The organism is Pantoea sp. JV6 (assembly GCF_025910055.1).
Lineage (GTDB): Bacteria > Pseudomonadota > Gammaproteobacteria > Enterobacterales > Enterobacteriaceae > Pantoea > Pantoea agglomerans.
This window is the reverse complement of the sequence record NZ_JAPCIM010000012.1, coordinates 20068-45421: the sequence shown is the minus strand read 5'-3', so window position 1 is coordinate 45421 and position 25354 is coordinate 20068. Positions and strand designations below refer to the sequence as shown.

Here is a 25354-nt window from a genome sequence, read left to right as displayed (position 1 = left end):
GCATAGCCTGGATGCGGCCCACCTGTGTGGCGCATCCGTAAAGCGGTTACTGGAATCGGGTCGATTTATCGCGAGCCAGGCGCTCAAGGGCAAAAATAATCTGCTGAAGCTGCCGCTCCTGCGCCGGGTTCAGCGTGGCAAAACGAAAGCTCAGTCGCGGTGTGATGCGGGTTTCATTTTTGCCGGTCACCACGCTGCGCTCGCCAATGCTCAGCAGCTTTACCGGCACGTCAAAATGGCCATACTCGCCCAGCTCGACCCGGAACGGGTTAAAACTGTCACCGTCCTGCAACCCGTCCGGCAGCGCTTCATCGACCAGCACGCCGATACCGCCCAGCGACAGATCCTGCAGACGCAGGCGCGTTTTCCTGCCATCGGGCCACACGGTATGACACCAGAACTGCGGCTCCAGCGGAGCGCAGACACGGAAAAACTCACGTCGCTGGATCTGCCACAGCAGGTCTGGCAGCGGCGCGCTGAAAGCGGGTAACCCTTCAAACTCCACGATTTCCAGCGCGGCGAGGCTGAATTCCACTTTAGCGCCGTAGGTTTCCGCGGTGATACTGAGATCGTCGCTGGTCAGGGCATAATCGTTATCCAGATTATTACTGCCGAGGTCAAACAGCAGGCGATCTTCATCGGCAGCCAGCATCCGGCTGATAAACTGCCCACGCGGAAAGCGCACCAGTAATGGCGTCTGCAATCGCAGCAGATCTTTCATAACGCCAAGAACCGCCAGCGTGCCACGTTTTAGATATTGTTCCTGGTCGGCTTCTTTCACGTCCTGCTCCACAAGGGGGGTTACTTTATTGATGCGGTTTTTTTGCCTCGTCTCGGTTATCGGCGCGGCAAAAAAAAGCTTTAGCATGCTATTCATCAATAATAACTGTGAGCAGGCAGGCATTTTTTGAAAAGCTGGTTATACTTATCGCGGTAAATCGCTTGATTAATCAGGCGTTCACGATTTAATCAAAAAAGGAAGGAGCAACAGATGGGTATTATTTCCTGGGTCGTCTTTGGCTTAATCGCAGGTATTCTGGCTAAGTGGATTATGCCGGGTAAAGACGGTGGCGGTTTCATTCTGACTATCGTTCTGGGTATTATCGGTGCAGTAGTGGGTGGCTGGATCAGTACGCTGTTTGGCTTCGGCCGCGTCGATGGGTTTAACTTCGGAAGTTTTGTGGTCGCTGTTATCGGTGCCATCGTGGTGCTGTTTATCTACCGCAAAGTACGCAGTTGACCGTAAAGGTTTAAACGAAAAAGGGGACGAAGCGATTCGTCCCCTTTTTTTATCTCTCACTCTGCTATCAGAAGTCGTAACCGACTGTCGCCATTACACTGCGCTCTGCGCCCCAGTAGCAATAGCCCGTCCCGTAACAGCCCGCTACATAGGTACGATCTGTGAGGTTATTGGCATTGACCTGCACCCAGGCACCTTTCAGGCTGCTGTTCCAGACGCCGAGATCGGCCCGCACTGACGCATCAAACAGCGTCACCGACGGCACGCGCGTGGTGTTTTCATTGTCCGCCCACTGTTTGCCGATGTAACGCACGCCCGCACCCGCACTCAGACCGTAATCAAACTGATAGTGACCCCAGAGTGCAGCCATGCTGTTGGGTGTGACATATGGCGTATGTCCGTCGTTGCCATCTACCGACTCTTTAAAGCGCAGATGATTCAGCGTATAGCTCGCCACGGTGCTCAGACGCGGGGTTAACTGATTACGCGCTTCCAGCTCAATGCCCTGTGAATGCACTTTGCCCGATGGCGTATAAGTCGCCGTCAGCACGTCGCGGTTCGCCACATCTTTCTGCGTCAGGTCATAGACCGCCACGCTATAGAGATCGCGGGTGCCGACCGGCTGATATTTCACCCCAGCTTCATACTGCTCGGCGGTAGTTGGCTTCAGCAGGTTGTTGTTGGGATCGGTGAGCGCGGTCGGGGTAATCGCCTGGCTCCAGCTGACGTAAGGCGAGATACCGTTGTCGAAGGCATAGAGCAGTGCTGCGCGGCCGCTGATGTGATCATCCTGACGGCGATCGCTGCCGCTGTTATTGGCGACAATGCGGTCATAACGACCGGAGAGATCCAGATGCCAGCGATCCAGCTTCATCTCATCCTGCAGATAGAGGCCGGTCTGATAGTAGCGACGGGTTTTATCGGCCCAGGTGTAATCAGGCATGTCGCCAACCTGTTCACCAGTCCGTGCATTAAGCTGGTTGGCAGAGCCGCCAGCGGCAGTGATCTCATTTTTATAACGATGATACTCAGCACCCAGGGTGACGCGGTGCTCCAGCTCGCCGGTGCCGAACTCTGCCTGTAAGCGGTTATCGGTGGACCAGGCCGAGAGCGACGAGCGCTCGCCAGAGTAGTAGCGGTTCAGCAGATCGGGATTCACGCTGTCCCAGCCAATCTGATAGACCTGATCGAGATCGACATTCGAGTGGCTGTAGCTGCCGGTCGAGGAGAATGACCAGACGTCGTTAAAGCGATGGGCGAAATCGAAGCTGTAGATCTGCTCGCGACGCTTGAACTGATCGAGATCGCTGTTGCCCTCATAAAAGCCGTTGCTCAGCTTGTAGCCGTTGTGTTCGGTGAGGCTGCCGTCACCCGGTACCGAACCGTGATAGCCGCCCGACGGATCCTTCTGCAGATAGGCTTTCAGGATCAGATGCGTATCTTCATCCGGCTGCCACATCAGCTGCGGCATCAGCGCATATTTCTCTTCGCGGGTGTGATCGTACTGGGTATCGCTGTTGCGGGTCACGCCGGTCAGGCGAAACGCCCACTGATCGTTGATGGCATTGGTGTAGTCAAACATCGTGCCGGTGGTGGCGTTGCTGCCCGCCTGCAACTGGATGTGACCCTCTTCGCTGAACTGAGGACGCTTGGTGACCATGTTCACCAGTCCGCCCGGCACGGTCTGACCATAGAGCGCAGAAGAGGGGCCTTTGATCACGTCGATGCGCTCAAGGAAGGCGTTATCCACCTGCAGGCCGTTGAAACTGCCGCCGTCGCTCATCAGCCGCATGCCGTCGAGGAAGGTGTTATCGACATCGCCGCCATGGAAGCCACGCAGGGCAATGGTGTCGTAACGGGTCGCGGCACCGCCGAAGTTGGTGAAGACGCCGGAACTATAGCCCAGCGCCTGATTCAGGGTCAGCGCGCCCTGATCCTGCATCTGCTGGCGGGTAACCACGGAAATCGATTGCGGCGTGGTGATGAGCGGACGATCGCTTTTGGTTGCGCCCTGGCTGGTCGTCGCCAGATAGCCCTGGGTCGGCGAGGTCGAATCTTCCTGCGGTTGCGCGGTTACCACCATATCGGCAGCATAACTCAGAGCAGGCGCGGTCAGCGCCAGGGTGCATAGGGGAACATAACCTTTCAGCGACAATGACAGTTTCATCAAAATTCCTTTCTTGGCAAAGGTTCAGGCAGGTGAATAAAAGCTTTGATAGGCAATCTCATTATCATAATGAGAATTATTACCTTTTGTAAATTGGCTGCAATTTTGCCTGTTGATGAAAGAAGGTCAAGTAAAATTCGCGGAAATGAAGTGGGGATACCCCCGGCAAGGCCAGAGGTATCCAGAGTGGATTAAGGTTGTGAGGCAGACGCCTGCGGAATATCGTGGGCGCTGTTACAGGTTTTATCTTTCGGGCAGTACTTATCCAGTAGTTTCAGCGTGACGCCGTTGGTCCAGCCGAAGCCATCCTGCAGCGGATATTCACCGCCACCGCCGCCGCCGAGATTTTTGCCATCAACGACATATTTCTCCACCAGCTTATGCTCACGGTCATAGGTGTTCTGAACGTTTTGCAGGAAGCGTAATCCCACCTCTTTCGCCAGTTTTGGCTGGTTGTAATGCTCCAGACCTTCCACAGCAACCCACTGCAGCGGTGCCCAGCCATTGGGTGCATCCCACTGCTGACCGTTGTTCACGGTGGTGGTCACCAGACCACCAGGTTTCAGCAGCTGTTTTTCCACTGCGCTGGCGGTGCTTTCAGCCTGCTTATCGCTGGCGACCTGCAGATAGAGCGGGAACAGCGCGGCAGCAGTCAGCTGAGGATGGACCTGCTTTTTCTGCCAGTCATAATCGGCGTACCAGTTCTGTTTGCTGTCCCACAGATAGCGGTTGATCGCCGCCTGGCGCTTCTCCGCGCGATCGGCAAACTGCTTCGCCAGATCGCTCTGCTTGTTCATCTGATAGCCTTTCGACAGGGTCTGCTCCAGATGGAACAGCAGGCTGTTGAGGTCAACCGGGGCCAGCTGCGTGGTACGAATTGTCGACAGGTTATGCGCATCGGTAAACCAGCGCGAACTGAAATCCCAGCCCGACGCCGCACCGGAACGCAGCTCACGGTAGAGTTCGGCTTTATTCCTCTGCGGCGCTTTCTGGGCGGTGGCAATGTCATCCATCCAGGATTCTGTACGTGGCACGTCGCGCGCATCCCAGTAGCGGTTGAGCAGGCTGCCGTCCGCCAGCTTAATCACGCGCTTGCTGGCTGCGCCCGCCGCGACTTTATCGCTGTCTGCCATCCAGTAGTCATACTCTTTCTGCAGCTGCGGCAGATAACGGGTATAGGCTTTGCCGTTATCGTGCGTCGCCAGCAGATCGACCATCAGGCTGAAGAACGGCGGCTGTGACCGGCTCAGATAGTAGCTGCGGTTGCCGTTGGGAATGTGGCCATAGCGGTCGAGCAGCGAGGCGAAGTTATCCACCATATCCTGCACTTTATCCCAGTGCCCGCTCTCGGCCAGCCCCAGCATGGTGAAGTAGCTGTCCCAGTAATAGACTTCACGGAAGCGCCCGCCTGGCACCACATAGGGTTTGGGCAACGGCAGCAGCGAGTCATACTGACCGGCGCTGCTGGTGGTGCGCGTCAGCACCGGCCACAGGCCATCAATGTGGTCACGCAGGTTTTGTCCGGCTGGCGGCACATATTTGTCACCGGCCGCGGGCAGGGTAAAGTTGGCATCCACAAAGCGCTTAAGATCGAAATTGCGCTGTTTCTTCTGCATCTGCCAGTCGGCAAGAATTGAGGCGGGATCGAATTTCGGCACCGCATCCGCAAAGGTCTTTTGATCGGGATAGAACTTCGCCTGTTGCACGGCATTAAACAGCGGTCCTAAACGAACGTCAGGCGGCTGCGGCTGATTATTCAGCATGCGACTGTTGTCGTCGGCCTGGGCAGTGAAGGCGGGTACGCTCAGCAGCAACGTGAGCAGAAAGGGCGCATAACGCTGACGCCGTGGAGCGGCGTTTACCTCAATTTTTGTCATCGGTTTTTCTCCTTGTCCGAAACGCGGCCGCGCGTAACGCATTGACCACAGGACCAACTTTAGACCTTATCTGACCACTTCACCCTGAAGCGAGCCGGAAATGTGAAGCCACGGGAATTATTTTTATGGAAAAAACCGCTTTATTACGCTGGTTTTTTCTTGCTCTCACCCTACTTTTCCCTGACGCTGAAAGAAAAAAAGGAGAGCAGGATGGAGATCATCTGGTATCACCCGTCGCAGTCTGCAGCGGCCTGGATTAACGGTTTACAACAGCGGCTGCCCCAGGCGCGGGTGCGTGCCTGGCAGCCAGGCGATAATGGTCCGGCTGATTACGCGCTGGTCCGTTCGCCCCCCACAGAAATGCTGCAGGGACGCGCCACCCTGCGCGGCGTCTTTGCGCTGGGGGCAGGCGTGGACGAGATTCTGAAACAGCTGCAGCAGAACCCCGAGATGCTGCCCGACAGCGTGCCACTGTACCGGCTGGAAGATACCGGCATGGCGCGGCAGATGCAGGAGTATGCGGTTCATAGCGTACTGAGCTGGTTCCGTCGTTTTGACGATTACCGTCTCCAGCAGCAGCAACAGTGCTGGCAGCCACTGCCCGCTTACACGCGTGAAAACTTTACTATCGGCATCCTGGGGGCGGGCGTGCTGGGCCAGAGTGTGGCGGAAAGCCTTAAACCCTGGGGATTCCCGTTACGCGTCTGGAGCCGCTCGCCCAAAGAAATTGATGGCGTGACCAGCTTTGCCGGTCGCGATGCATTGCCTGCCTTTCTGCAGGAGACGCGGGTGGTGATCAACCTGCTGCCGAGCACGCAAGAAACCATTAATCTTATCGACCACCACTTTTTACAGCGGCTGCCGCACGGCGCTTTCTTCCTTAACATCGCGCGTGGCGCGCAGGTGGTGGAAGAGGATCTGCTGGCCGCGCTCAATAGCGGGCAGCTGAAAGCAGCGGCGCTGGATGTCTTTCAGGTTGAACCGCTGCCCGAAGCGCATCCGCTCTGGTCACATCCGCGCGTCACGATCACGCCCCATAATGCGGCGGTAACCTTGATCGACGAAGCTATCGACTACATCGCCCGCGCCATCACCCAGGACCAGGCAGGCGAGCCGCCGCAGGGCAGGGTGGATCGTCAGCGCGGCTATTAATGAACCGGCCCCGTCAGGGGCAATCAGCAGGAGAAGAGGATGTATCCGGTAGATCTGCATATGCACACCATCGCCAGCACGCATGCTTACAGCACGCTGCACGACTACGTGACTCAGGCGAAGCAAACCGGCATGAAACTGTTTGCCATTACCGATCACGGCCCCGACATGGCCGACGCGCCGCACTACTGGCACTTCATTAATATGCGCGTCTGGCCGCGCGTGATCGATGGCGTGGGTATTCTGCGCGGTATCGAAGCCAATATTAAAAATCAGCAGGGCGAAATCGACTGTTCCGGCCCGATGCTCGATGCGCTGGATTTGATCGTCGCCGGTTTTCACGAGCCGGTTTATGCGCCGCGCGACCGGAAACATCACACGGATGCGATGATCGCCGCGATGGCGGGCGGGCTGGTCCATATCATCAGTCATCCAGGCAACCCGAAATTCCCGGTCGATATCCCGGCTATCGCCGAGGCAGCCGCGCACTACGATGTGGCGCTGGAGCTGAACAACTCCTCCTTTACCCATTCGCGTCCGGGCAGTGAACCGAACTGCCGGGCTATCGCTGCCGCGGTGCGCGATGCCGGTGGACGGCTGGCATTTGGCTCCGATTCCCATACGGCGTTTACGCTCGGAAATTTTGAACATTGCCTGCGCATCGCCCGCGAGGTGGAATTTCCTGAGGATCGGGTGTTAAATGTCACGCCGCGTCGCCTGCTCGACTTTCTGGAGCTGCGCAGCGGCAAACATATTGCTGAACTGGCTGACTTTTAGCGCCATGCCAGGTAAGCAACACGCTCACCATGATGAAAATCCCCGCTTTTATCTGCGGGGATATAATGACTGAGGCGAGTATTTTACCGTAACGTGTTCTCTTATCAGCCCGGAAAGGGCGTGTGGCAAGACCTGAAGCTTAAAGCTGAGAGAGCACTTAATAACTGAAAAATGGTCTCAATCGTTCGGGTTAGCAATGTAAACGGGGCGGTTCGTCCGGGCGGGTAATGGCGTAAACTTTAAGTTCTACTCTGCTCTTTATTGATCGCGTTAGATCAAAGCGTAGAATTACCACGCCTGGTAACGCGCTTTACTAATTTAATAGTTAACCATGCTAATAGCAAAGCTGAAATTATTATTGCTATGAATAATGCATTCGCTGTTGAAGGGAAAATTTGAAATGGATTTACGATTTCACCGAGCTTCATGTAAGCATCTTCCGAAAGGGTTCTGAAGATGATTTCCGGGATCACTATAAGATAAAATAGAGTAAATACGGTGTATAAAGCCAGCCACTTGATCCTTTTCATAAGCCATTCTCTTTGCATACCTTTCGCTTCAGTATACAATCGTTGCATAAGGAATTCTACACAAAGGGATGAGTATGAGCATGTCTTATCTTAAGATTAAACTTCAGGCAGAGCGAACCATTGCGCTTAACTTTGAGAAGGCACTTGCTGAGTTACATCAAACAATGCTTGGTACAGGCAGGGGGATTGTGTCTGGCGCTCAACGTGCAAGCGGCTATGGTTCATGCTTTTTTGATGACTACAAGGATGTTTGTAATCAACTTAAGCAGGAAGATTTGCGATACCTGAAGCAACTCAGAATGCTGTTTACCCGGCAGGACGTGGTTTTAGAGATGGTAGAAATATACTTCAGAAAAAAACTGAGCCGTATTGGTGATACAGGCATCCAGAACATACAGAGACTGTTAGCTGAAAAAGCGTCTGATTATGCTTCTGGTAAATCCTCTAAACTTGCTATAGCACAGTTAATCGCTCTCGTTATTACACAATCCCGGGATTTCAAACAGTCACATATTAATGTAATTAATACTACAAGTTCGTATGCCGTAACCGCTTTTAAATTTTATGGTAAGTTTGAAATTGCCACAAAAGCAGCAAGAAAATTACGCTTCGATGATGCGGATTATTACTTCGACTTATATAATGCTAATTTAGAAATGTTCTATTATTTGATTGAGCCGGAAATGTCTAAAATAATCTATTTGAAAAATTCAGGTTCCACTAGCGAAGAGCATATTTTAAATCTACTAAACAAGATTTTGATAAAATGAAGGCGATCCTTCGCTGGCTATATGCCTGGGTAAGTCAATCCTTCTTTGGACTTATACCACCAGCGGCCGGTCTGGTCGGGGCCGTTTTTTTTGTAAGCGTCTTTCCTACATATGGTCTGCTGTTCGCTTTTCTATGGATCCTTTTAATTATTTATTTTTGTGGAAAATATTTTCGCTATTACTAGTGGGTAAGCCCCCGTATGAAAAGTGCTTTTTATTCTATTTTTTTTATGAAAATTTACGAGTTTGATTAGCCTGTTATTGCATATCTTCATTCCGCCTGGCTAATAGTTCATCAGAATCAGAAGTTGCTGGATGATGTATTCTGAAGTTTTCTATGCAAAATTAACCAGTTGCTTTAAGATTTTTTCTGAAGTATGAACTCACTTTCTGGCTGAGATAGCCAGGTGTAAGGGTCGATTACTCAGAGTTCCGGTCATCGCTGTTGTTAAGACCGCCGATGCCGGAGGGCGACTGGCATTTAGCTCCGATTCCCACACCGTGTTTACGCTGGGTCGCTTCGATCACTGCCTGCGCATCGCCCGCGAGGTGGATTTTCCTGAGGATCGGGTGTTAAATGTCACGCCGCGTCGCCTGCTCGACTTTCTGGAGCAGCGCAGCGGCAAACATATTGCTGAACTGGCTGACTTTTAATTTACTTGCCTCAAGGAAATCTGACTCATGAATGAGTTTTCCATTCTGTGCCGCGTGATCGGCTCACTGTTTAATCGTCAGCCGCAGGACCCGCTGCTGGTGCCGCTATTCACGCTGCTGCGTGAAGGCAAACTGCAGTCGCAGTGGCCGCTGGAGCAGGATGAGCTGCTGACCCGTCTGCAACAGAACAGCGATCCCCAGGCACTGGCCGCCGATTACAACGCGCTGTTTGTTGGCAGCGATTGCAACGTGCCGCCGTACGCCTCACAGTGGCCGGAAGGCAAAACGGAGCCAGAAGTGCGTGCGTTTTTAACCTCACGCGGAATGCCGCTGAGCGATGCGCCTGCTGATCATTTTGGTGTGCTGATGCTGGCTGCGTCATGGCTGGAAGATCAGTCAGCGGAAGATGAGAGCGCGGCGCAGATGGCGCTGTTTGAAGAGTATCTGCTGCCGTGGTGCGGTGCTTTCCTGGGTAAAGTGGAAGCGCACGCGACCACCGCTTTTTATCGTACTCTTGCCATGCTGAGCCGCGAAGCGATCCAGGCGATGTACAACGAACTGCTGGATAGCAGGGAAGAGACGCCTGACGCCTGATTCACCACGTCGCCGGGTGCGTACCCGGCGCACAGTGCTGAATCATCTTTCTCAATGGGTTCTGGGGGGATTCTCTGGATACGGCGTGCTTTTTTTCGGGCACCTGAACCCTCTCAATCGGCTTACAGGATTAACTGCCCGGGTCGGCAGCCATACAGTTTTGCGAGACGTTCACGCGTCTTTTTCTGCGGCTTACTTTCAATACGCTCCAGTTGAGAGATCGCACTTTGCGTGGTCCCCAACTGCTGAGCCACATCATGCTGGCTAAGCCCCCGCCAGATGCGCCAGGCCGCCTGAAGACTCACTTCCTGCTCAATCATTATCCCTGCAACGTCGTGCGGGATCGTCTCATCGTCGTGCTCGTCAGCCTCCACAGGAATAGTTTCCCATTCGCCATCGCTGGCCGAGAGCAGCCTTTCATATTCCGCCACCGGCAAGACCACAAACTGGGGTTTGCCTGCTTCATCATAGATGTACTGTTTTGACATAGTTTATCCGGGTAATTGTGTGTCGCAGCAGAGGTCGTGAGTGCGTAAGGCTATGCCGGTATCCAAAAAGCTTTAGTAAGTGACGGATGTTCTTCTTGCTACCTCTGTAATTTCCAGAATCACCGGTTCGCCCCCGGTTAACGTAAAAAGGACCCGGTAGTTGCCAACCCGCAGCCGGTAGTGATTATCTCTGCCCTGCATTTTTTTAATGTCCAGTGTGACGACCGGGAAACTGACTAACTCACCCACCTTCTGGTAAATGATTTTCTGATAACGTTTGTCGATCTTCATAAGGTGCTTCAATGCCCGCCTGGACCAGTCTACCCTGACCATTCTGCACCCGGTTTCAATGAACTTCGTCCCTGAGTCATGTGTAAATAATAAGATGTAAATCTAATGCCATCAACATTATTTTTCTAATTATCTAATGACTTGCTTCACCACGTCGCCGGGTGCGTACCCGGCGCACAGCCAGGCGTCGCACAGAGCTGTGGGGTGCCGGGCAGCCAGGCGGCCGCTCGCAGCCTCACTCCAAACCCCCACGGCGTTAATTCGTAACAAGGCAGGTTATCCTTAACCTGCGGCGCAATGCCGGAGCCTGTGTGCTGATCGGTGGGATGCTGCTGCAACAGCCACGCGGTGCGCGCCAGCGACAGCCGGACCTGGCTGCCGTGGCCCTCAGAGATGCGTCGCCGTAAGCCCTCCAGCACTGCCGCCGCCAGCAGATAGCCGCTGGCATGATCCAGCGCCTGCACCGGCAGCGGAACCGGTTTGTCGCTCTGCTGCCACTGCATGCCTCTTTCAGCAATGCCGCACCCCATCTGCACCAGACTGTCAAAACCCCGGCGATTGCGCCACGGACCCTGCCAGCCCCAGGCATTCAGGCCGGCATCAACCAGACCGGGTGAGAGTGACTGAAGGGTCTCCGCGTCAAACCCGAGCCGTTCCAGCGCATCTGCCCGATAGCCATGCACCAGCACGTCTGCTTCACGCAGCAGGTGGATAAACTGCTCGCGATCGGCGGGCTGAGTCAGATCCAGCACCGCTCGTCGCTTGCCGCAGCTCATCTCTTCATCCAGCGTCGGCTCCTGCCAGCCGGGCGGATCGATGCGCAGCACGCTGGCTCCCAGGCTGGCAAGAAAACGGGTAGCGACCGGCCCGGCAATAATCCGCGTCAGATCCAGTACTTTGATGCCCAGTAAAGGACGAGCTTCGGCCAGCGACCACGCCGGCGCCGCTGCCTGTTGTGTGGTCTGCCAGCTAAATAGCGGTTCGCGCTGCACGGCCTGGCCCTGCGGATGCTGCTGCCAGGCGGCGGCGCTGCGCATCTCTGCGGCACAGCCACCCGCATCAATAACGGCCTGCTCCAGTTCGCTGGCCTGCCACTGCTGCACCTGCTGCGCCAGTGCTGCGCGATCGGCGTGCGCGCCCAGCACCCGCTCCATCGCCAGCCGATGATGCGCGGCGTTGGTGTGCAGACGGATCCAGCCATCCTGACTGCGATAGTCACCGGCAAACGCATCCCACATCGCGGGTGCCGCGCGATTCAGCGGATGGAAGCTCTGCTGAAACCAGCGTGACGCCAGCCGGACGTTAACGGTGACGGGCGGAGAGAGTTCAGGGCGGGATGTGGCGATAAGCGCAGCAGCAGCCTGCGTTGCCAGACCGATACTGGTGGCCGCCAGTTCACTGACGGCAAAGGCAGAAGAGAAGGTGGCGCGATCAACGAAGGCGGGGAGAGGCCAGGCGGCGTCGCGACCTCGCAATCCCTGCTGCATCTGCTGCCAGAGAGAGGCGGCAAGCGGTGAGTCCATGTTGTGCTTCCTGAGAGAGGTGATTTCTCAAGCATAGCATGCGGGATTAACGCCGCCGCAGGCGCGGGAAGCGGGCATGCATCCGCAGGCTACGCAGGTTGATTACGGCAATAGCGGTACCAAGGATCACCAGCGACGCACCGATAATCTTGAAGCTGTTGAGGCTGTCACCCAGCACCACAATCCCCATCAGCACGGATAATACCGGCGTCAGCAGCGAGTAGGGCATGATCAGGTTGACGTTATATTTCTTCAGCAGCATATACCACAGTGTATAGGCGACAATTGACGAGGCGATAGCGCTGTAAAGAATGGCAAACCAGCCGTGCCAGCCCGCATTTTGCAGGGCGTAGAGCTGATGTGATTCCATCAACAGACTGGATGCGCCGACGACAGGAATGGCCAGAAACGCAATCCAGCCGGTCATGGTCAGCGGTTTAATCGGCGGTGACTTTTTCACAATCAGGTTGCTGACAGCCCAGCCGGTGGCGCTGCACAACAACAGACAAAGCACCCACCACGACGGAATCGTCGGGCTGCCGGAGAGCACGACAACGCCGCTCAGCGAGATCATAATGCCCATCAGCTGCACCAGCTTCAGCTTCTCTTTCAGCACCACCATCGCCAGCAGCATGGCAATGGGTGTACCGAGCTGAACCACAATCGCGCCGGTACCGGCATCGGTATAGCGCAGGCCGACAAACAGCAGCGAAAAGTGCATAAAACCGAACGTGAAAGCCAGCAGCAACAGCCAGGGTAGCTGCTGACGGTTAATCCGGCAAAACGGTACCAGTACGATGGCGACGACCACAAAGCGCATAAACGTCAGGAAAAGTGGCGGAAGCTCCAGCAGGCCCCATTTCACCGCAACGTTGTTGAAGGCCCAGATTGAAACCACCATCAGAATCAGAAAAAAATGCCGCACAGCCACGATAATATCCTTTCGATGTTTTTTGCTTAGCCCGCTAATGATGGCACGAACTGCGGCATTGCAGCCAATCGCAGGGAGAAATTTTCTGCGATTGCGGCGCAGCCTGATGAGACTTTCGGGCGCGTTGCTGGCAGACTGATTTGAAACGACTTCTTAAAGGAACTGATTCGGTATGACCTACACGTCCGCCTTACCCCTTGCGTTAATTCAGCTTGAAGTCCCACCTGCAAACGTTGTCTCAGAGATTGGTGAACAGCCGCGCTGGTTCATCGACGCGTTAAACCTGCAACCCGATGAATACCTGATTGTACGGCCCCATCTGGGCGAGGCGCTACCCGCTTTCGACCAGATTTCCGGGGCGATCCTCAGCGGTTCCTGGGCGATGGTCACCGATCACGCTGAATGGAGCGAACGCAGCGCCGTATGGATTCGCGCAGCGATGGATCACGGCTTGCCGCTGCTGGGGGTCTGCTACGGTCACCAGCTGATGGCCTATGCGCTGGGTGGCGAGGTGGCGGACAATCCCAATGGATGGGAACGCGGGCTGTTACCAATCAACTGTATGCCGGAGGCGCAGCGCGATCCGCTACTGAAGAAATTGCCACAGGACTTCAGCGTCTGGCTGTCACATCGCCAGTCGGTGATCAGCGCGCCACAACAGGCGCAGGTGCTGGCCGCCTCTGCGCGCGATGGCTGTCAGATTGTCCGTTATTCGCCGCAGGCGCTATCGGTGCAGTTTCATCCTGAATTTTCACGGCACATCATGAACGTTTGTATGCCCAAAGGCTGTACAGAAGATGGGGCAAACGAGATGGAGGGGAAAGACTGGGCACGTGAGTTGCTGGTGGCGTTCTGGCAACAAACGCGCCCTGCAATGGCGCAAGCTCAGGGTGCGTAGTGACGCGTGCAGCGATAGACCCAGGCGGGTGGCACGTTTTTCATCACCCGCTGTCGCTCCCAGGTGAAGTAGCGCGACAGGTCTGGCTGAGTCAGCGAGGTATACTGGAACTGTACAAAGACGCCGTTGGGCCCGAGCGCGTTATACACCGCACGCAGAATCGCCTCACGCAATTCAGTGGGTAATGAGAGCAGCGGCAGGCCGGAGAGGATCACGTCATATTCTCCGCTCAGGTATTCCGCTGAACAGGTGCGCACCGTCATGCGCGGATCGTTCAGCGCATTAAGCTTATCGGCCAGCGTGCTGCTGATCTCAAAGGCATCCAGCGTGGCATCGGGTGACATCTGCGCCAGTATCTGCCGCGTCAGTACACCGTCGCCCGCGCCGAGTTCGGCAATACGTAACTTTTCAGGCCATTCCACCGACGCAATCATGGTGCGGCACAGCGCCTCTGACGAGGGCGTAATGCTGCCCATCTTGCGCGGGTTGCGGATAAACTGATGCACGAAATTGGCTTTAGCGCGCATCAGGGTAAAAGCTGAAGCCAGCATGCTCATCTCCAGAATGAATTCATCCTCACGTTGACCCCTTTGTGCCGCACAAGTTTCTCTCTGACCAGCCTTTTGGGTAAAAGTCGGAATTATCTAAAGACGAAGCGTAAACACCCATTCCTTCGGGGCGGTCACAGTTTCCGGTTAACAGAACTGACAGGCTCTTGATGATGCTTCATGTTAATAATAAGTTTCATCATTGTTACATCAGTCACCTGTCAGGAGAATGATCATGCGTTATGCCGCCCCCGGAGAACAGGGTTCTCTGATTACCCTACAAAAGAATTATGGCAACTTCATTAATGGTGAATTCGTCGCGCCGGTGAACGGCAACTACTTCACCAATACCTCCCCGGTGAACGGCTCTGCGGCCGGTGAGTTTCCGCGCTCAGACGTTGCCGATGTTGATAACGCTGTGGCTGCTGCGGCAGCGGCGGCGGAAGCCTGGGGCAAGACCTCGCCGCAACAACGCTCGCTGCTGTTACTGAAAATCGCCGATCGGCTGGAACAGCATCTGGAGACGATGGCGGTCTATGAAACCTGGGATAACGGTAAACCGGTACGCGAAACCCTGGCGGCCGATATGCCGCTGGCCGTCGATCACTTCCGTTACTTTGCCGGTTGTGTCCGGGCGCAGGAGGGCAGTGCCGCCGAGATTGATGAGTTTACCGCCGCCTATCATTTCCATGAGCCGCTGGGCGTGGTAGCGCAGATCATTCCATGGAACTTTCCGCTATTAATGGCGGCGTGGAAACTGGCTCCGGCGCTGGGCGCGGGTAACTGTGTGGTGCTGAAACCGGCTGAGCAGACCCCGCTGTCGATCACCGTTTTTGTCGATCTGATTAAAGATCTGCTGCCGCCGGGCGTACTGAACGTGGTGCATGGGTTCGGCAAAGAGGCGGGTGAAGCGCTCGCCTCCCATTCCGGCATCGCCAAGGTAGCCTTCACCGGCTCTACCGCAACCGGCGGTCATATTCTGGAGCTGGCAGCAAAAAGCCTGATCCCCTCGACCGTTGAGCTGGGCGGTAAATCACCTAACATCTTCTTTGAAGACATCATGCAGGCGGAGGAGAGCTTTATAGAGAAAGCCGCCGAAGGCGTGGTGCTGGGTTTCCTGAATCAGGGCGAAGTCTGTACCTGTCCGTCGCGTGCGCTGGTACAGGAGTCGATCTACGAACCCTTTATGGCGGCCGTGATGAAGCGGGTAAAAACCATCAAACGTGGCGATCCGCTGGATACCGATACCATGGTAGGCGCGCAGGCGTCGCAGCAGCAGTTCGATAAAATTCTCTCTTATCTTGAGGTTGCCCGACAGGAGGGCGCGGAAGTGCTGGTGGGCGGTGGCGTAGAGAAGCTGGATGAGTCACTTAACAGCGGCTACTACATTCAGCCGACACTGCTGAAAGGCAACAACAGCATGCGCGTTTTCCAGGAGGAGATCTTTGGCCCGGTCATTGGCATCACCACCTTTAAAGATGAGGCGGAAGCGATCAGTATCGCCAACGACTCCATCTATGGGTTAGGTGCTGGCGTCTGGACCCGCGATATCAACCGTGCTTATCGGGTGGGCAGGGCGATTAAAGCCGGGCGCGTCTGGACCAACTGTTATCACCTCTATCCGGCGCACGCTGCCTTTGGTGGCTATAAGAAGTCGGGTATCGGGCGTGAGACTCACAAAATGATGCTGGATCACTATCAGCAGACTAAAAACCTGCTGGTCAGCTACAGTATCGAGCCGCTGGGCTTCTTCTAGTTCTGGCCCGCAACCTGCCAGGATAACCCTGCACTCTTCCCTAAGAACCACGCTACGGCGTGGTTTTTTTTGCTCAACATAGCCGGGCATGCTGAGAAGCATCAGAAGCGTGGCGATGGCTGCAATGCCGATAAAGAACAATTAATCAGTCCTTTCTTAAAGCGACGCCGGGCCGTTTTGCGCTTCGCTTATCTCGCTTCACGACCACCTCATCCTCAGCCCTTTCTGAACCGTCCCATATTGAATCAACTTGCTGATTTGTAACCATTATCTCACTTTTTTTACGCTAAAAACTGCCACGTATTACGGTCACCTCGCCGTTAACCTTCATTACGGTCTGGTGAAACAGCGCCATTTTTTACATGAGTTTTTTTAATGCTGACTACAGGGGTGTCTGGTTTCTGTGTAAGAATACTTCATAGTTGCTCATCTTGTTAAGAATAATCCTAAGCGAGTGATTAAAAGTAACACATATTTGCACTAAGTAAATTACTTAAACTTTACTTAAGTAAAATCTTATGAAAGTGGCCCGTTGAAATTTTGTCAATCTTCTGTAAACTCGCAGCTTATGTTTACAAAGGAATTGTGATTTCATACCTACGGGCAGGATATACCTGGCTCGTGCGGTAGCTATGAGCTTATACACATCTTGTAACTTACTGAATGTGATCGTGAAAACAGGAAAATCAGCCTGTGCGCTGCGCTTTTTTCTTTTGTCAGCGAATAGCGTCACAAGTGTAAATCTGAGTCAATATGTCAGTTTTTCGGCCAGGGATGGCATAAGTAAAGCTTGGGTTTTGCCTGCCTCATCCAATCTGACGGAAAAAAATAGATCATGTTTCTGATCATTTCTTGCCAGCTCAGATTTCTCGCTGCACCTGTCCCGGTCGCCAGAGTTGCTTTTTAATAGTTAACGTTAGTTGATCTTTTAAAGTGCCTCGCCATGGCACTTTAACGCTATTTGCTTAAGGTTTTTCTTTTAGGCTGGCACTAAGTGGCGCTCTATCAGCACCACATCCCCGATTTTCATTACTGACAACCGGCCTCTGGCCACTCTCCAGGATATGAATGGAACACAACATGAAAAAAATGGTGAAGCTCCGTATTGCGTTAGGCCTGATGTTTGTTTTTTCTGTCGCGGGTTGTAAAACGCCGCCAAAAATGACGGATGACACGCTGGTCACCAGCACCGTGGATGGCGTGGTGATCAGTCACCGTTATGCGGTTAAACCGCCTGCGCAGTTCAGCCCGGTCAATGAAACCTACCGTGCGCTCTATCCCGCTTCGGTGATGAGCCATCCGAGTTTTGGCGGCAAGGTGGTGGAGACGCTGAAAACCGGCGAAAGCTACACCGTGATTGGTCAGGTAGAGAACAACTGGCTGGCGCTGGGTGAACCCGCTCAGCCGTCAGCAGAACCTGAACCGGGTAAAGCCAGCAGTGCCGTTAAAGAGTCAGCGCCCTCCGCAGCGCCGCAGGCAACCGTTCAGCTGACCGGCTATGTGCCATTTCGCGCCGTGGTGAAAAGCGAGCTTTACGATCAGACGATCAAGGCTGACCAGCCGAAGCGCCGGGTGCGCAGCAGCAAGAAGAAAACCTGTGTTGCGGTAAACGGTGACAGCACCGCCTGCCAGAACAGCACTAACGGAACCTGGATTATTAACTAATCGCACTAAGCAGGGAGGGCGGGATGATGACAACAACGCTATGGCGTGGGGCGCTGATAGTGCTGCTGACGTGGCTGATGACCGCGTGCAGCAGTACTCCACAGCCCGTTGCCTGGTACAACCTGGACGTTCAGGCGCAAAACCAGGTTAACGGCGGTGCGCCGCTGAAAGTCCGGGTGGTATTACTGACCTCCGATGCGGAGTTTATGTCGGCTGACTTCTACTCCCTGCAAAACCAGTCCGCTACCGCGCTGGGTAATGCGCAACTCAATACGCAACAGTTCTTCCTGACTTCCACTCAGCCCCATAAAACGCTGCGGATTAAGAGTCTGCCCGAGGCGCGCTTCATCGGCATCATGGCGGAATATCAGGCGCTGGATGGCAAGGTCTGGCGACTGTCGCTGCCGGTTCCCGAAGGCGAATCACCCTCATTCTGGGCGTTCTGGAAGCGTGACGATGGTGAGCTGAATGCGCGCATTGTGGCGGGGATTAACGGCCTTCGCGTGGAAAAACAGTGATGTCTATGAACAGAGCCGAAAAGGTGGTCTGGACCGAGGGGATGTTTCTGCGTCCTCACCATTTCCAGCAGTCAGAAAATTATCTTCTCAGCACCCTGCGTGAGTGGGGCCAGTCGCAGCGCGCCTATACCTGGGGTTTTTACGATCTGGAGTTCGATGAAGCGCTGCTGCGCCAGGGGAAACTGGCGCTGAGCGCCGCCAGCGGTTGTCTGCCTGACGGCACGTTTTTTGCCTTCAGCCAGCCACAGCACGGTCCGGCCCCGCTTGATCTGCCTGCCTCCGTTGACCGCAGCAAAGTGGTGCTGGCCATTCCGGCACGCCGCAATGGCCGCGAAGCGGTGGCCTTTCAGGAGTCGCAGGATTCTCTGGCGCGCTACCTCGCCTGGGAAGCGGAAGTGGAAGATGACAATGCCCAGGCCGTGGGCAGCGCCACGGTGCAGTTCGGCAAGCTGCGTCTGCGGCTGATGCTGGAACAGGATCTGACCGCCGAGTGGACCGCCATGGGCGTGGCTCAGGTGATTGAAAAACGCAGCGACAACCATATCCGGCTCGACAGTGACTACATCCCGCCGATGCTGACGCTTAACAGCAGCCGTCCGCTGCAAAACATGTTCAACGATCTGCACGGGCTGATCCAGCAACGCAGCCAGCAGCTGAGTCAGCGCGCGCCGGGCACCGGTCGTTTTAACAGCGCGGATATGGTCGATTTTATGCTGCTGGCGCTGCTGAATCGTCAGCTTGGCCTGCACACTCATCTGCAACATCTGCCGCTGTTGCATCCTGAAACGCTCTACAGCCACTGGCTGCAACTGGCGGCGGAGCTCAGTACCTGGACGCCAGCCCGCGCGCCCGATGGCCTGCCGCTCTACGATCATGACGATCTGCACAGCTGTTTTAGCCGCCTGTCACTGCTGCTGCGTCAGGGGCTGTCCCAGGTGATGGAAGAGAGCGCGATTCAGCTGCCGCTGATTCAGCGCTCGCACGGTCTTAACGTCGCGACCGTGCCGGAGAGCAGTATGGTGCATGAGTTTGGCTTTGTGCTGGCGGTGAAAGCCAGCGTGCCAGCCGACACCCTCAAAACCCACTTCCCGGCGCAGATGAAAGTCGCCCCGGTCAGCAAAATTCGCGATCTGGTGCAGTTGCAGTTGCCCGGTCTGGCACTTCGGGCGATGCCCGGCGCGCCGCCGCAGATCCCATGGCATGCCGGATACAGCTATTTCGAACTGGATAAGAACAGCGAGCTATGGAAAGAGATGGAGCGCTCGGGCGCTTTTGCGCTGCATCTTGCCGGTGAGTTTCCAGGTCTGAACATGGAGTTCTGGGCCATTCGTAGTCAGTCAGAATCATAAACTGAGCACGCAGCATGATGCAGGAACAACAAAAATCACACAGCGATCTTGCGCCGGAGGCCAGCCATCAGAATGTGCTGGTCGCGGCGGCCAACCCCCTGATTAACGCCATTCCTCAGATCCGTCACTCGGTATCACATGAAGATCCGGCGCAGCTGCGTCAGCAGCTGATCGATCAGATTCGGCGCTTCGAGCTGAGCTGCCAGCAGTCAGGCCTGGGCTATGAAGTGATCATCGGCGCGCGATACTGTCTCTGTACCGCGCTGGATGAGGCGGCGGCGCTGACGCCGTGGGGCAGCCGCGGCGTCTGGACCAGCAATGGTCTGCTGGTCACCTTTCACAATGAAACCTGGGGCGGCGAAAAGTTTTTTCAGCTGCTGGCTAAGCTGTCGCAGAACCCAAGACGCCACATTCTGATGCTGGAGTTGATCTACTTCTGCCTGCTGCTGGGGTTCGAAGGACGCTACCGGGTGCTGGACAACGGTCGCTCGCAGCTGGAGACCATCAAACAGCGCCTGCTGCAGATGATCAAAAGCGTGCGTGGCAATTATGCAGCAGCGCTGTCTCCGCATCCCACCGATCAGCCGGTCCTGCGCAAATTGTGGCGGCCAATGATCCCGCTGTGGGCCTGTGCGGCGGTGGCGGGGCTGGCGGCCTGCCTGTTCTATATCGTGCTCAACTGGCGTCTCGGCGATTACACCTCGCCGGTACTGGCCCGTATCTATCAGACGGCGCTGCCGGAAGTGAAGATCGGCAACCCTGCGCCACCACCACCCGCCACGCTGAATCTGCGCGCTTTCCTGAAACCGGAAATTGATGCCGGGCTGGTAGCGGTGCGTGACGAAGCGGACCGCAGCGTGGTGACGCTGAAAGGGGACGGACTATTTGCCTCGGCGGCCACCGAGGTGCGCGGACGTTACACCGACGTAATCCAGCGCATCGCTGCCGCCATGAACAATGTCAGCGGCCAGATTCAGGTGATTGGCTACAGCGATAACGTGCCGATCCGCAGTGCCCGCTTCGCCTCCAACTTTGAGCTTTCGCTGGCGCGTGCCCGGTCAGTACAGACCCTGTTGCAACAGCAGCTGGCGCAGCCGTCACGGGTGAAAGCGGAAGGGCGCGGTGAAAGCAATCCGCTGGTGCCTAATAACAGCGCAGAAAATCGCGCACGTAATCGTCGTGTTGAAATTACCCTGCTGGTGGCACCGGATGCGACGCATGCCGAACTCAACGGCCTGGCGAGAGGGAACTGATCCATGCTGAATATTCTGTTTGCGGTGCTGACCAGCCGCCTCGCGTGGGGCTTTGTCGGCATTACCGCGCTCTCTTTTATCATCTGGGTGATTGGCCCGGTGTTCTCAATCGTCGATTCGCGCCCGCTTGAGCCGGAGCAGAACCGCATTATCAGTATCGCGCTGCTCTATCTGGTGTGGGGCTTAGGCCAGGCGATTCCGCGGCTCTATAACATCTGGCTCAATCGCAAGCTGATGTCGAGCCTCGAAACCGGCAAAAGCGATGCGCCGGAAGCCGATCGTCAGCGCCTGACCAGTGAAGAGCAGGTGCTGGCAGGGCGTTTCTCCGAAGCCACTGACATGCTGAAAAAGGCGCACTTCCAGCGCCACAGCAGCAAGGGCACGCCGTTCTGGGCACAGCGCTTTGGCCGTCAGTATCTCTATCAGCTGCCGTGGTACATGATCATCGGCGCGCCCGGAGCCGGTAAAACTACCGCGCTGGTCAACTCGGGCCTGCAGTTTCCGCTGGCAGATAAGTTCGGCAAGTCGGCGCTGCGCGGCATTGGCGGCACCCGCAACTGCGACTGGTGGTTCACCAATGACGCGGTGCTGCTCGATACCGCCGGGCGCTACAGCACCCAGGAGAGTCAGCAGGAGCGTGATGCCAGCGAATGGCATCATTTTCTCGACCTGCTGCGTAAATATCGCGGACGTCAGCCGATCAACGGCGTGATCGTCACGCTGAGCGTTTCCGATCTGCTGTCGCAGTCGCCCGAGGCGCTGCGTAATCAGGCGCTGGCACTGCGTCAGCGGCTGATGGAGTTGCACGATCGCCTTGGCATCCGTTTCCCGGTCTATGTGCTGGTCACCAAAGCGGACTTGCTCAAAGGGTTCCGCAGCTACTTTGCCTCGCTGGATAAAGCGCAGCGTGAACAAATCTGGGGATTCACCTTTCCCTGGGCGAAGGCGTCCGCCGCCGATTTCGAACTTAATAACCAGTTCCAGCAGGAGTATTCCCTGCTGCAACAGCGTCTGGATGCCGGACTGGCCGATCGGCTGCTGACGGAAAGCGACGCGCAGGCGCGGGCAGAGAGCTATCTCTTCCCGCAGGAGTTTGCGGCGCTGCGGCCGTTGCTGGCAGACGCGCTGGATACGCTGTTTGCCCGCTCCGATTTTGAAACCCAGTTCGCGCCGCGCGGTATCTACTTTGCCAGCGGCACCCAGGAGGGACTGCCGTTTGACCGGGTGATGGGCGAGCTGAACCGCGCACTGAATCTGCCGGGGCAGCAGGCTGGCGAGTCAGGAAGCTGGGATAAGGTCGATAAAGAGTCGCCCATCCCGCAGAACAAAGGGCAGAGCTTCTTCCTGAAAGGGGTACTGGAAAATGTGATTTTCCAGGAGTCCGGTCTGGCGGGCAGCAACCGCTGGTGGGAGCTGCGCAACCGCGCCGGGCTCTGGTCGGGTTATCTGGCGCTGCTGCTGGTATTGCTGGTGGCCGGGGCGCTGTGGCTCACCAGCTACAGTAAAAACAAAGCCTATCTGCAGGAGATGGCCGCTAAAGCGCCGCAGGTTGAACAACTGGGCGATCAGCTACAGCAGCAGGTCAATGGCGATCTCTTTGCGCTGGTGCCTTATCTCAACACTCTGTTGCACCTGCCGGAGAGCGCCGACTTCTCACTGGAAGCACCTCCGCTGACGCGCCGCATGGGGCTTTATCGCGGCACCGAGGTCAGCGATGCCACCCGTGCGCTCTACGACAAGGCACTGAAACAGCTGCTGTTGCCGCAGGTGGCGCAGAACATCACCCGCTGGCTGCGTAATGACAACGGCAGTGATGCTGACTACAGCTACGAAGCGCTGAAAGCGTATCAGATGCTCTACCAGCCAAAGCACTACGATGGCAAATTCCTGCAGGCGTGGCTGATGCTCAACCTGTCACGCGAACTGCCGCAGAACGTTACCCAGCAGCAGGTGAAACAGCTGGCGTGGCACCTGCAACAGTTGCTGGAGACGCAGATTCACTCGTCGCCGTATGCGAAGGATGAAGCGCTGGTAAAGCGCGAGCAGGCGCTGATTAATCAGATGCCGCTGTCACAGCGCGTCTATGGACGGCTGAAGCGCCTGCTGCAACGTGATGACAGCCTGCAGCCGGTGACGCTGGCGGCGCTGGGTGGTCCCCAGAGCGAGCTGGTGTTTTCCCGCAAAAGCGGTAAATCGGTCAATGACGGTGTGGCGGGTCTCTATACGCCGGATGGCTACTGGCAGCACGTGGATAAGCAGATTGCCCCGGTGACCCAGGCGTTGTATCAGGACGATCTCTGGGTGCTGGGCGGCGCGGCGGCGCAGCAGAAAAGTGAGCAGACGGATCTTGCGGTGCGCCAGCTCTACGTGCAGGACTATATCCGGCAGTGGGAGCAGTTTCTCAGTGACATTCAGCTCAACAGCAGCGCCGATCTCTCGCAACGCATCAACACCGCCCGTTTGCTGTCGGGCAACCATTCGCCGCTGCGCCAGCTGGTGATCAACCTCGGTGGTCTGCTGACGCTGAACCGGGCGCAGCCGGATGAGAAAACCGCGCAGGCAGCAAAGCCGTCGGATAACAGCGCCACCCGCACCCTTGAAGCGCTATTTACCTCGCCCGAGGCCAGTGCCGCGCGCGGACAGGCCGCCACCCAGGCATCACCGGAGCAGGCCGTCGCGCTGCACTTTGCGCCGGTTCTGGAGCTGGCCCAGCCGCTGCAGCAGGGCAGTAAGGTGCTGGCGGTGGATGACTTCCTGCATCAGATTGACGATCTCTATCGATACCTCACCGCCGTGCAGGATGCGGCGAACAGCGGGATGCCGCCACCGGCCAGCGATGCCATCAGTCGTCTGCAGGCCAGTGCTGGCCGTCTGCCGGGTTCATTGCAGAACATGGTTTCCAGCATGGCGGTGGGTGCCAGCAGCGACGCACAGCGCCGCGATATGGATAACGTCCGCAAACGCATCACCATGGAAGTGGGCAGTTTCTGCCGCCAGGCGATCGCGGGTCGCTATCCGCTGGTTCGCTCTGCGCGCAGTGAGGTCACACCAGACGATCTGGCGCGGATGTTTGCACCCGGCAGCGGCATGATGGACAGCTTCTTCCGCGACAACCTGGCCAGCAAAGTCGACACCACCAACGCGGCGTGGCGCTTTACGCCGGGCATTGACGGTAAAACCCTGCCGGGGGGCGAAGCCCTGCTGCGGCCCTTCCAGCAGGCGCAGTCAATCCGCGATGCCTTCTTTGCCAACGGTGCGACCACGCCCGGCTTCCGCGTCACGCTGCGCACGGTAAAAATGGATAACGACATCCTTAACCTGACGCTGGATGTGGATGGGCAGATCTTACGCTACAGCCACGGACCGCAGGCGGTGCAGATGGTCAGCTGGCCCGGCCCCGGCGGCACCAGCCAGGTGCGGATGCAGCTGGGTCTGACCAACGGCACCACCTCCACGCTGGTCACCAGCGGCCCCTGGGCGCTCAATCGCTTCTTTGACCGCGCCCGGCTGACAGCGGCAGGCGGTCTGACCCGCGAAGCGAGTTTCAGCGTGGACGGTCATCAGGTCACGCTGTCGTTCACCCCTGGCAGCATTCGTAACCCGTTCCAGCTTCCCGGCTTTAGCTGCCCCTGAAACAGGACCCGACAATGACTCATTACGCTGCACCCTGCTGGTACGGCAAAGTGCCCAGCGCGGGTGACTTTGTGAAGCGCCGCTTCCCGGACGTGCTCTATCGCCAATGGTCCAGCTGGTTTCAGGTGGGCCTGCATCACTGGCAGAGCAGTCAGGAGAGTGATAACGCCCCGTCGCGCCCGTTCCTTAACGCGCCGGTCTGGAATTTTGTGGTGCCGCCGATGCTGGGCAGTCAGCTGATTCAGATGGGCTGCCTGATTGCCGCGCGTGACAGCGTGGGCCGTAACTACCCACTCTGCGCATTGCGCCACTTCACGCCCGCCGAGTGGTCGCCAGCCCTGCTGGCGCGCTCCGGCGAGTGGTATCAGCAGGTCGGCAATACGCTGTTGCGGGTGGTGCAGGGCGGCGGGTCACCGGAGCAGCTGGATCAGGCGCTGATCAGCATTCCTCAGCCGCAGCCGCCGCAGGAGTCGGACGAGACGTCAGACATTCTCAACGTCATCGGGCATGGCGATACCCCTTCGACACTGAACTGGACACTGCCGGGCGAGAACTTCGACCCGCAGTTCTACACCAGTTTCTGGTGGACCAATCAAAGCGACGGTTTCCCGCTTTATACCCAGGTTCACAGCGGTAATTTTACCGCCCAGCTCTTTTCATTGCTGTTTGATCCGGCCGGTGGGGCAAAGCCGGGACGAAACGGACTTTATCCCCCGATGTTTGAATCCTGAGGCGACACG

Annotated in this window: 21 protein-coding genes and 1 pseudogene; 14 read left to right on the top strand and 8 right to left on the bottom strand. The window is 56.4% G+C overall.

Annotation, left to right across the window (positions count from 1 at the left end; translation table 11 throughout):
* Window positions 1–46 precede the first annotated feature (46 nt).
* Window positions 47–781 (bottom strand): flagellar brake protein, encoded by a 735-nt coding sequence (locus OK412_RS10415; RefSeq protein WP_031592913.1) that lies wholly within the window; start codon window positions 779–781, stop codon window positions 47–49.
* A gap of 210 nt (window positions 782–991) precedes the next feature.
* On the opposite strand from OK412_RS10415, the gene OK412_RS10410 reads away from it, so the two are divergent.
* Window positions 992–1240: a GlsB/YeaQ/YmgE family stress response membrane protein gene (locus OK412_RS10410; RefSeq protein WP_010246168.1), complete on the top strand. Its 249-nt coding sequence runs from the start codon at window positions 992–994 to the stop codon at window positions 1238–1240.
* Window positions 1241–1307: 67 nt separating this feature from the next.
* Here the strand turns inward: OK412_RS10410 and OK412_RS10405 are convergent, their stop codons facing one another.
* Together OK412_RS10405 and treA are read right to left on the bottom strand one after the other, a co-directional pair.
* Complete coding sequence (locus tag OK412_RS10405; RefSeq protein ID WP_010669885.1) at window positions 1308–3407, bottom strand: TonB-dependent siderophore receptor; 2100 nt, start codon at window positions 3405–3407, stop codon at window positions 1308–1310.
* A 191-nt stretch (window positions 3408–3598) separates the two neighbouring features.
* Window positions 3599–5284 carry an alpha,alpha-trehalase TreA gene (gene treA, locus OK412_RS10400; protein WP_010669886.1) on the bottom strand — a complete coding sequence of 562 codons (1686 nt, stop codon included), beginning with the start codon at window positions 5282–5284 and terminating at the stop codon, window positions 3599–3601.
* Between the two features lie 210 nt (window positions 5285–5494).
* Between treA and ghrA the strand changes: the two genes are divergently transcribed.
* The 5 genes and pseudogenes from ghrA to OK412_RS10375 all read left to right on the top strand — a co-directional run bounded on the left by ghrA (window position 5495) and on the right by OK412_RS10375 (window position 9761).
* Entirely contained in the window at window positions 5495–6436 is a 942-nt protein-coding gene (ghrA, locus tag OK412_RS10395) for a glyoxylate/hydroxypyruvate reductase GhrA (protein ID WP_010246163.1), read from the top strand.
* Between the two features lie 39 nt (window positions 6437–6475).
* Window positions 6476–7213, top strand: a complete 738-nt coding sequence (locus OK412_RS10390) for a phosphatase (RefSeq protein ID WP_158131788.1) — start codon at window positions 6476–6478, stop codon at window positions 7211–7213.
* 604 nt (window positions 7214–7817) lie between these two features.
* Window positions 7818–8513 (top strand): hypothetical protein, encoded by a 696-nt coding sequence (locus tag OK412_RS10385; RefSeq protein ID WP_264353153.1) that lies wholly within the window; start codon window positions 7818–7820, stop codon window positions 8511–8513.
* Window positions 8514–8972: 459 nt separating this feature from the next.
* Window positions 8973–9167, top strand: a pseudogene (locus OK412_RS10380) (phosphatase); the annotation flags it as partial.
* Between the two features lie 27 nt (window positions 9168–9194).
* Complete coding sequence (locus OK412_RS10375) at window positions 9195–9761, top strand: molecular chaperone (RefSeq protein WP_033779385.1); 567 nt, start codon at window positions 9195–9197, stop codon at window positions 9759–9761.
* Window positions 9762–9883: 122 nt separating this feature from the next.
* Here OK412_RS10375 and OK412_RS10370 read toward each other — a convergent pair whose 3' ends face one another.
* From OK412_RS10370 to OK412_RS10355, 4 genes are all read right to left on the bottom strand, one after another.
* Window positions 9884–10249, bottom strand: a complete 366-nt coding sequence (locus OK412_RS10370) for a helix-turn-helix domain-containing protein (protein WP_010246157.1) — start codon at window positions 10247–10249, stop codon at window positions 9884–9886.
* A gap of 72 nt (window positions 10250–10321) precedes the next feature.
* A complete protein-coding gene (locus OK412_RS10365) occupies window positions 10322–10582 on the bottom strand; it encodes a type II toxin-antitoxin system RelE family toxin (RefSeq protein WP_061901548.1) in 261 nt (86 codons plus the stop codon).
* Window positions 10583–10686: 104 nt separating this feature from the next.
* On the bottom strand, window positions 10687–12063 hold the full coding sequence (locus OK412_RS10360; RefSeq protein WP_264353152.1) for a CoA transferase: 1377 nt from the start codon (window positions 12061–12063) through the stop codon (window positions 10687–10689).
* A 46-nt stretch (window positions 12064–12109) separates the two neighbouring features.
* Complete coding sequence (locus OK412_RS10355; protein ID WP_010669895.1) at window positions 12110–12994, bottom strand: DMT family transporter; 885 nt, start codon at window positions 12992–12994, stop codon at window positions 12110–12112.
* A 172-nt stretch (window positions 12995–13166) separates the two neighbouring features.
* Between OK412_RS10355 and OK412_RS10350 the strand changes: the two genes are divergently transcribed.
* Window positions 13167–13892, top strand: coding sequence for a glutamine amidotransferase (locus OK412_RS10350; protein WP_033757357.1), 726 nt, complete (start codon window positions 13167–13169; stop codon window positions 13890–13892).
* On the opposite strand, the gene OK412_RS10345 is transcribed toward OK412_RS10350, so the two are convergent.
* The gene (locus OK412_RS10345) at window positions 13880–14443 is read right to left on the bottom strand and encodes a class I SAM-dependent methyltransferase (protein WP_060679984.1); all 564 of its coding nucleotides are present in this window, start codon (window positions 14441–14443) and stop codon (window positions 13880–13882) included. The genes OK412_RS10350 and OK412_RS10345 overlap by 13 nt on opposite strands.
* Before the next feature lie 232 nt (window positions 14444–14675).
* Here OK412_RS10345 and OK412_RS10340 point away from each other — a divergent pair, with 232 nt between their 5' ends.
* The 7 genes from OK412_RS10340 (at window position 14676) to tagF (ending at window position 25345) form a co-directional block, all read left to right on the top strand.
* Window positions 14676–16196, top strand: coding sequence for an aldehyde dehydrogenase family protein (locus OK412_RS10340; protein ID WP_143790577.1), 1521 nt, complete (start codon window positions 14676–14678; stop codon window positions 16194–16196).
* A 1068-nt stretch (window positions 16197–17264) separates the two neighbouring features.
* Window positions 17265–17861, top strand: a complete 597-nt coding sequence (locus OK412_RS10335) for a hypothetical protein (RefSeq protein WP_061704060.1) — start codon at window positions 17265–17267, stop codon at window positions 17859–17861.
* Window positions 17862–17884: 23 nt separating this feature from the next.
* A complete protein-coding gene (gene tssJ / locus OK412_RS10330; protein WP_045140489.1) occupies window positions 17885–18379 on the top strand; it encodes a type VI secretion system lipoprotein TssJ in 495 nt (164 codons plus the stop codon).
* A 5-nt stretch (window positions 18380–18384) separates the two neighbouring features.
* Window positions 18385–19728, top strand: coding sequence for a type VI secretion system baseplate subunit TssK (gene tssK / locus OK412_RS10325; RefSeq protein ID WP_010246132.1), 1344 nt, complete (start codon window positions 18385–18387; stop codon window positions 19726–19728).
* A gap of 14 nt (window positions 19729–19742) precedes the next feature.
* Entirely contained in the window at window positions 19743–20981 is a 1239-nt protein-coding gene (locus OK412_RS10320) for a DotU family type VI secretion system protein (protein ID WP_010246128.1), read from the top strand.
* A 3-nt stretch (window positions 20982–20984) separates the two neighbouring features.
* Window positions 20985–24614 carry a type VI secretion system membrane subunit TssM gene (gene tssM, locus OK412_RS10315; RefSeq protein ID WP_264353151.1) on the top strand — a complete coding sequence of 1210 codons (3630 nt, stop codon included), beginning with the start codon at window positions 20985–20987 and terminating at the stop codon, window positions 24612–24614.
* Between the two features lie 14 nt (window positions 24615–24628).
* Window positions 24629–25345, top strand: coding sequence for a type VI secretion system-associated protein TagF (gene tagF / locus OK412_RS10310; protein WP_010246121.1), 717 nt, complete (start codon window positions 24629–24631; stop codon window positions 25343–25345).
* The last annotated feature ends 9 nt before the right edge of the window (window positions 25346–25354 follow it).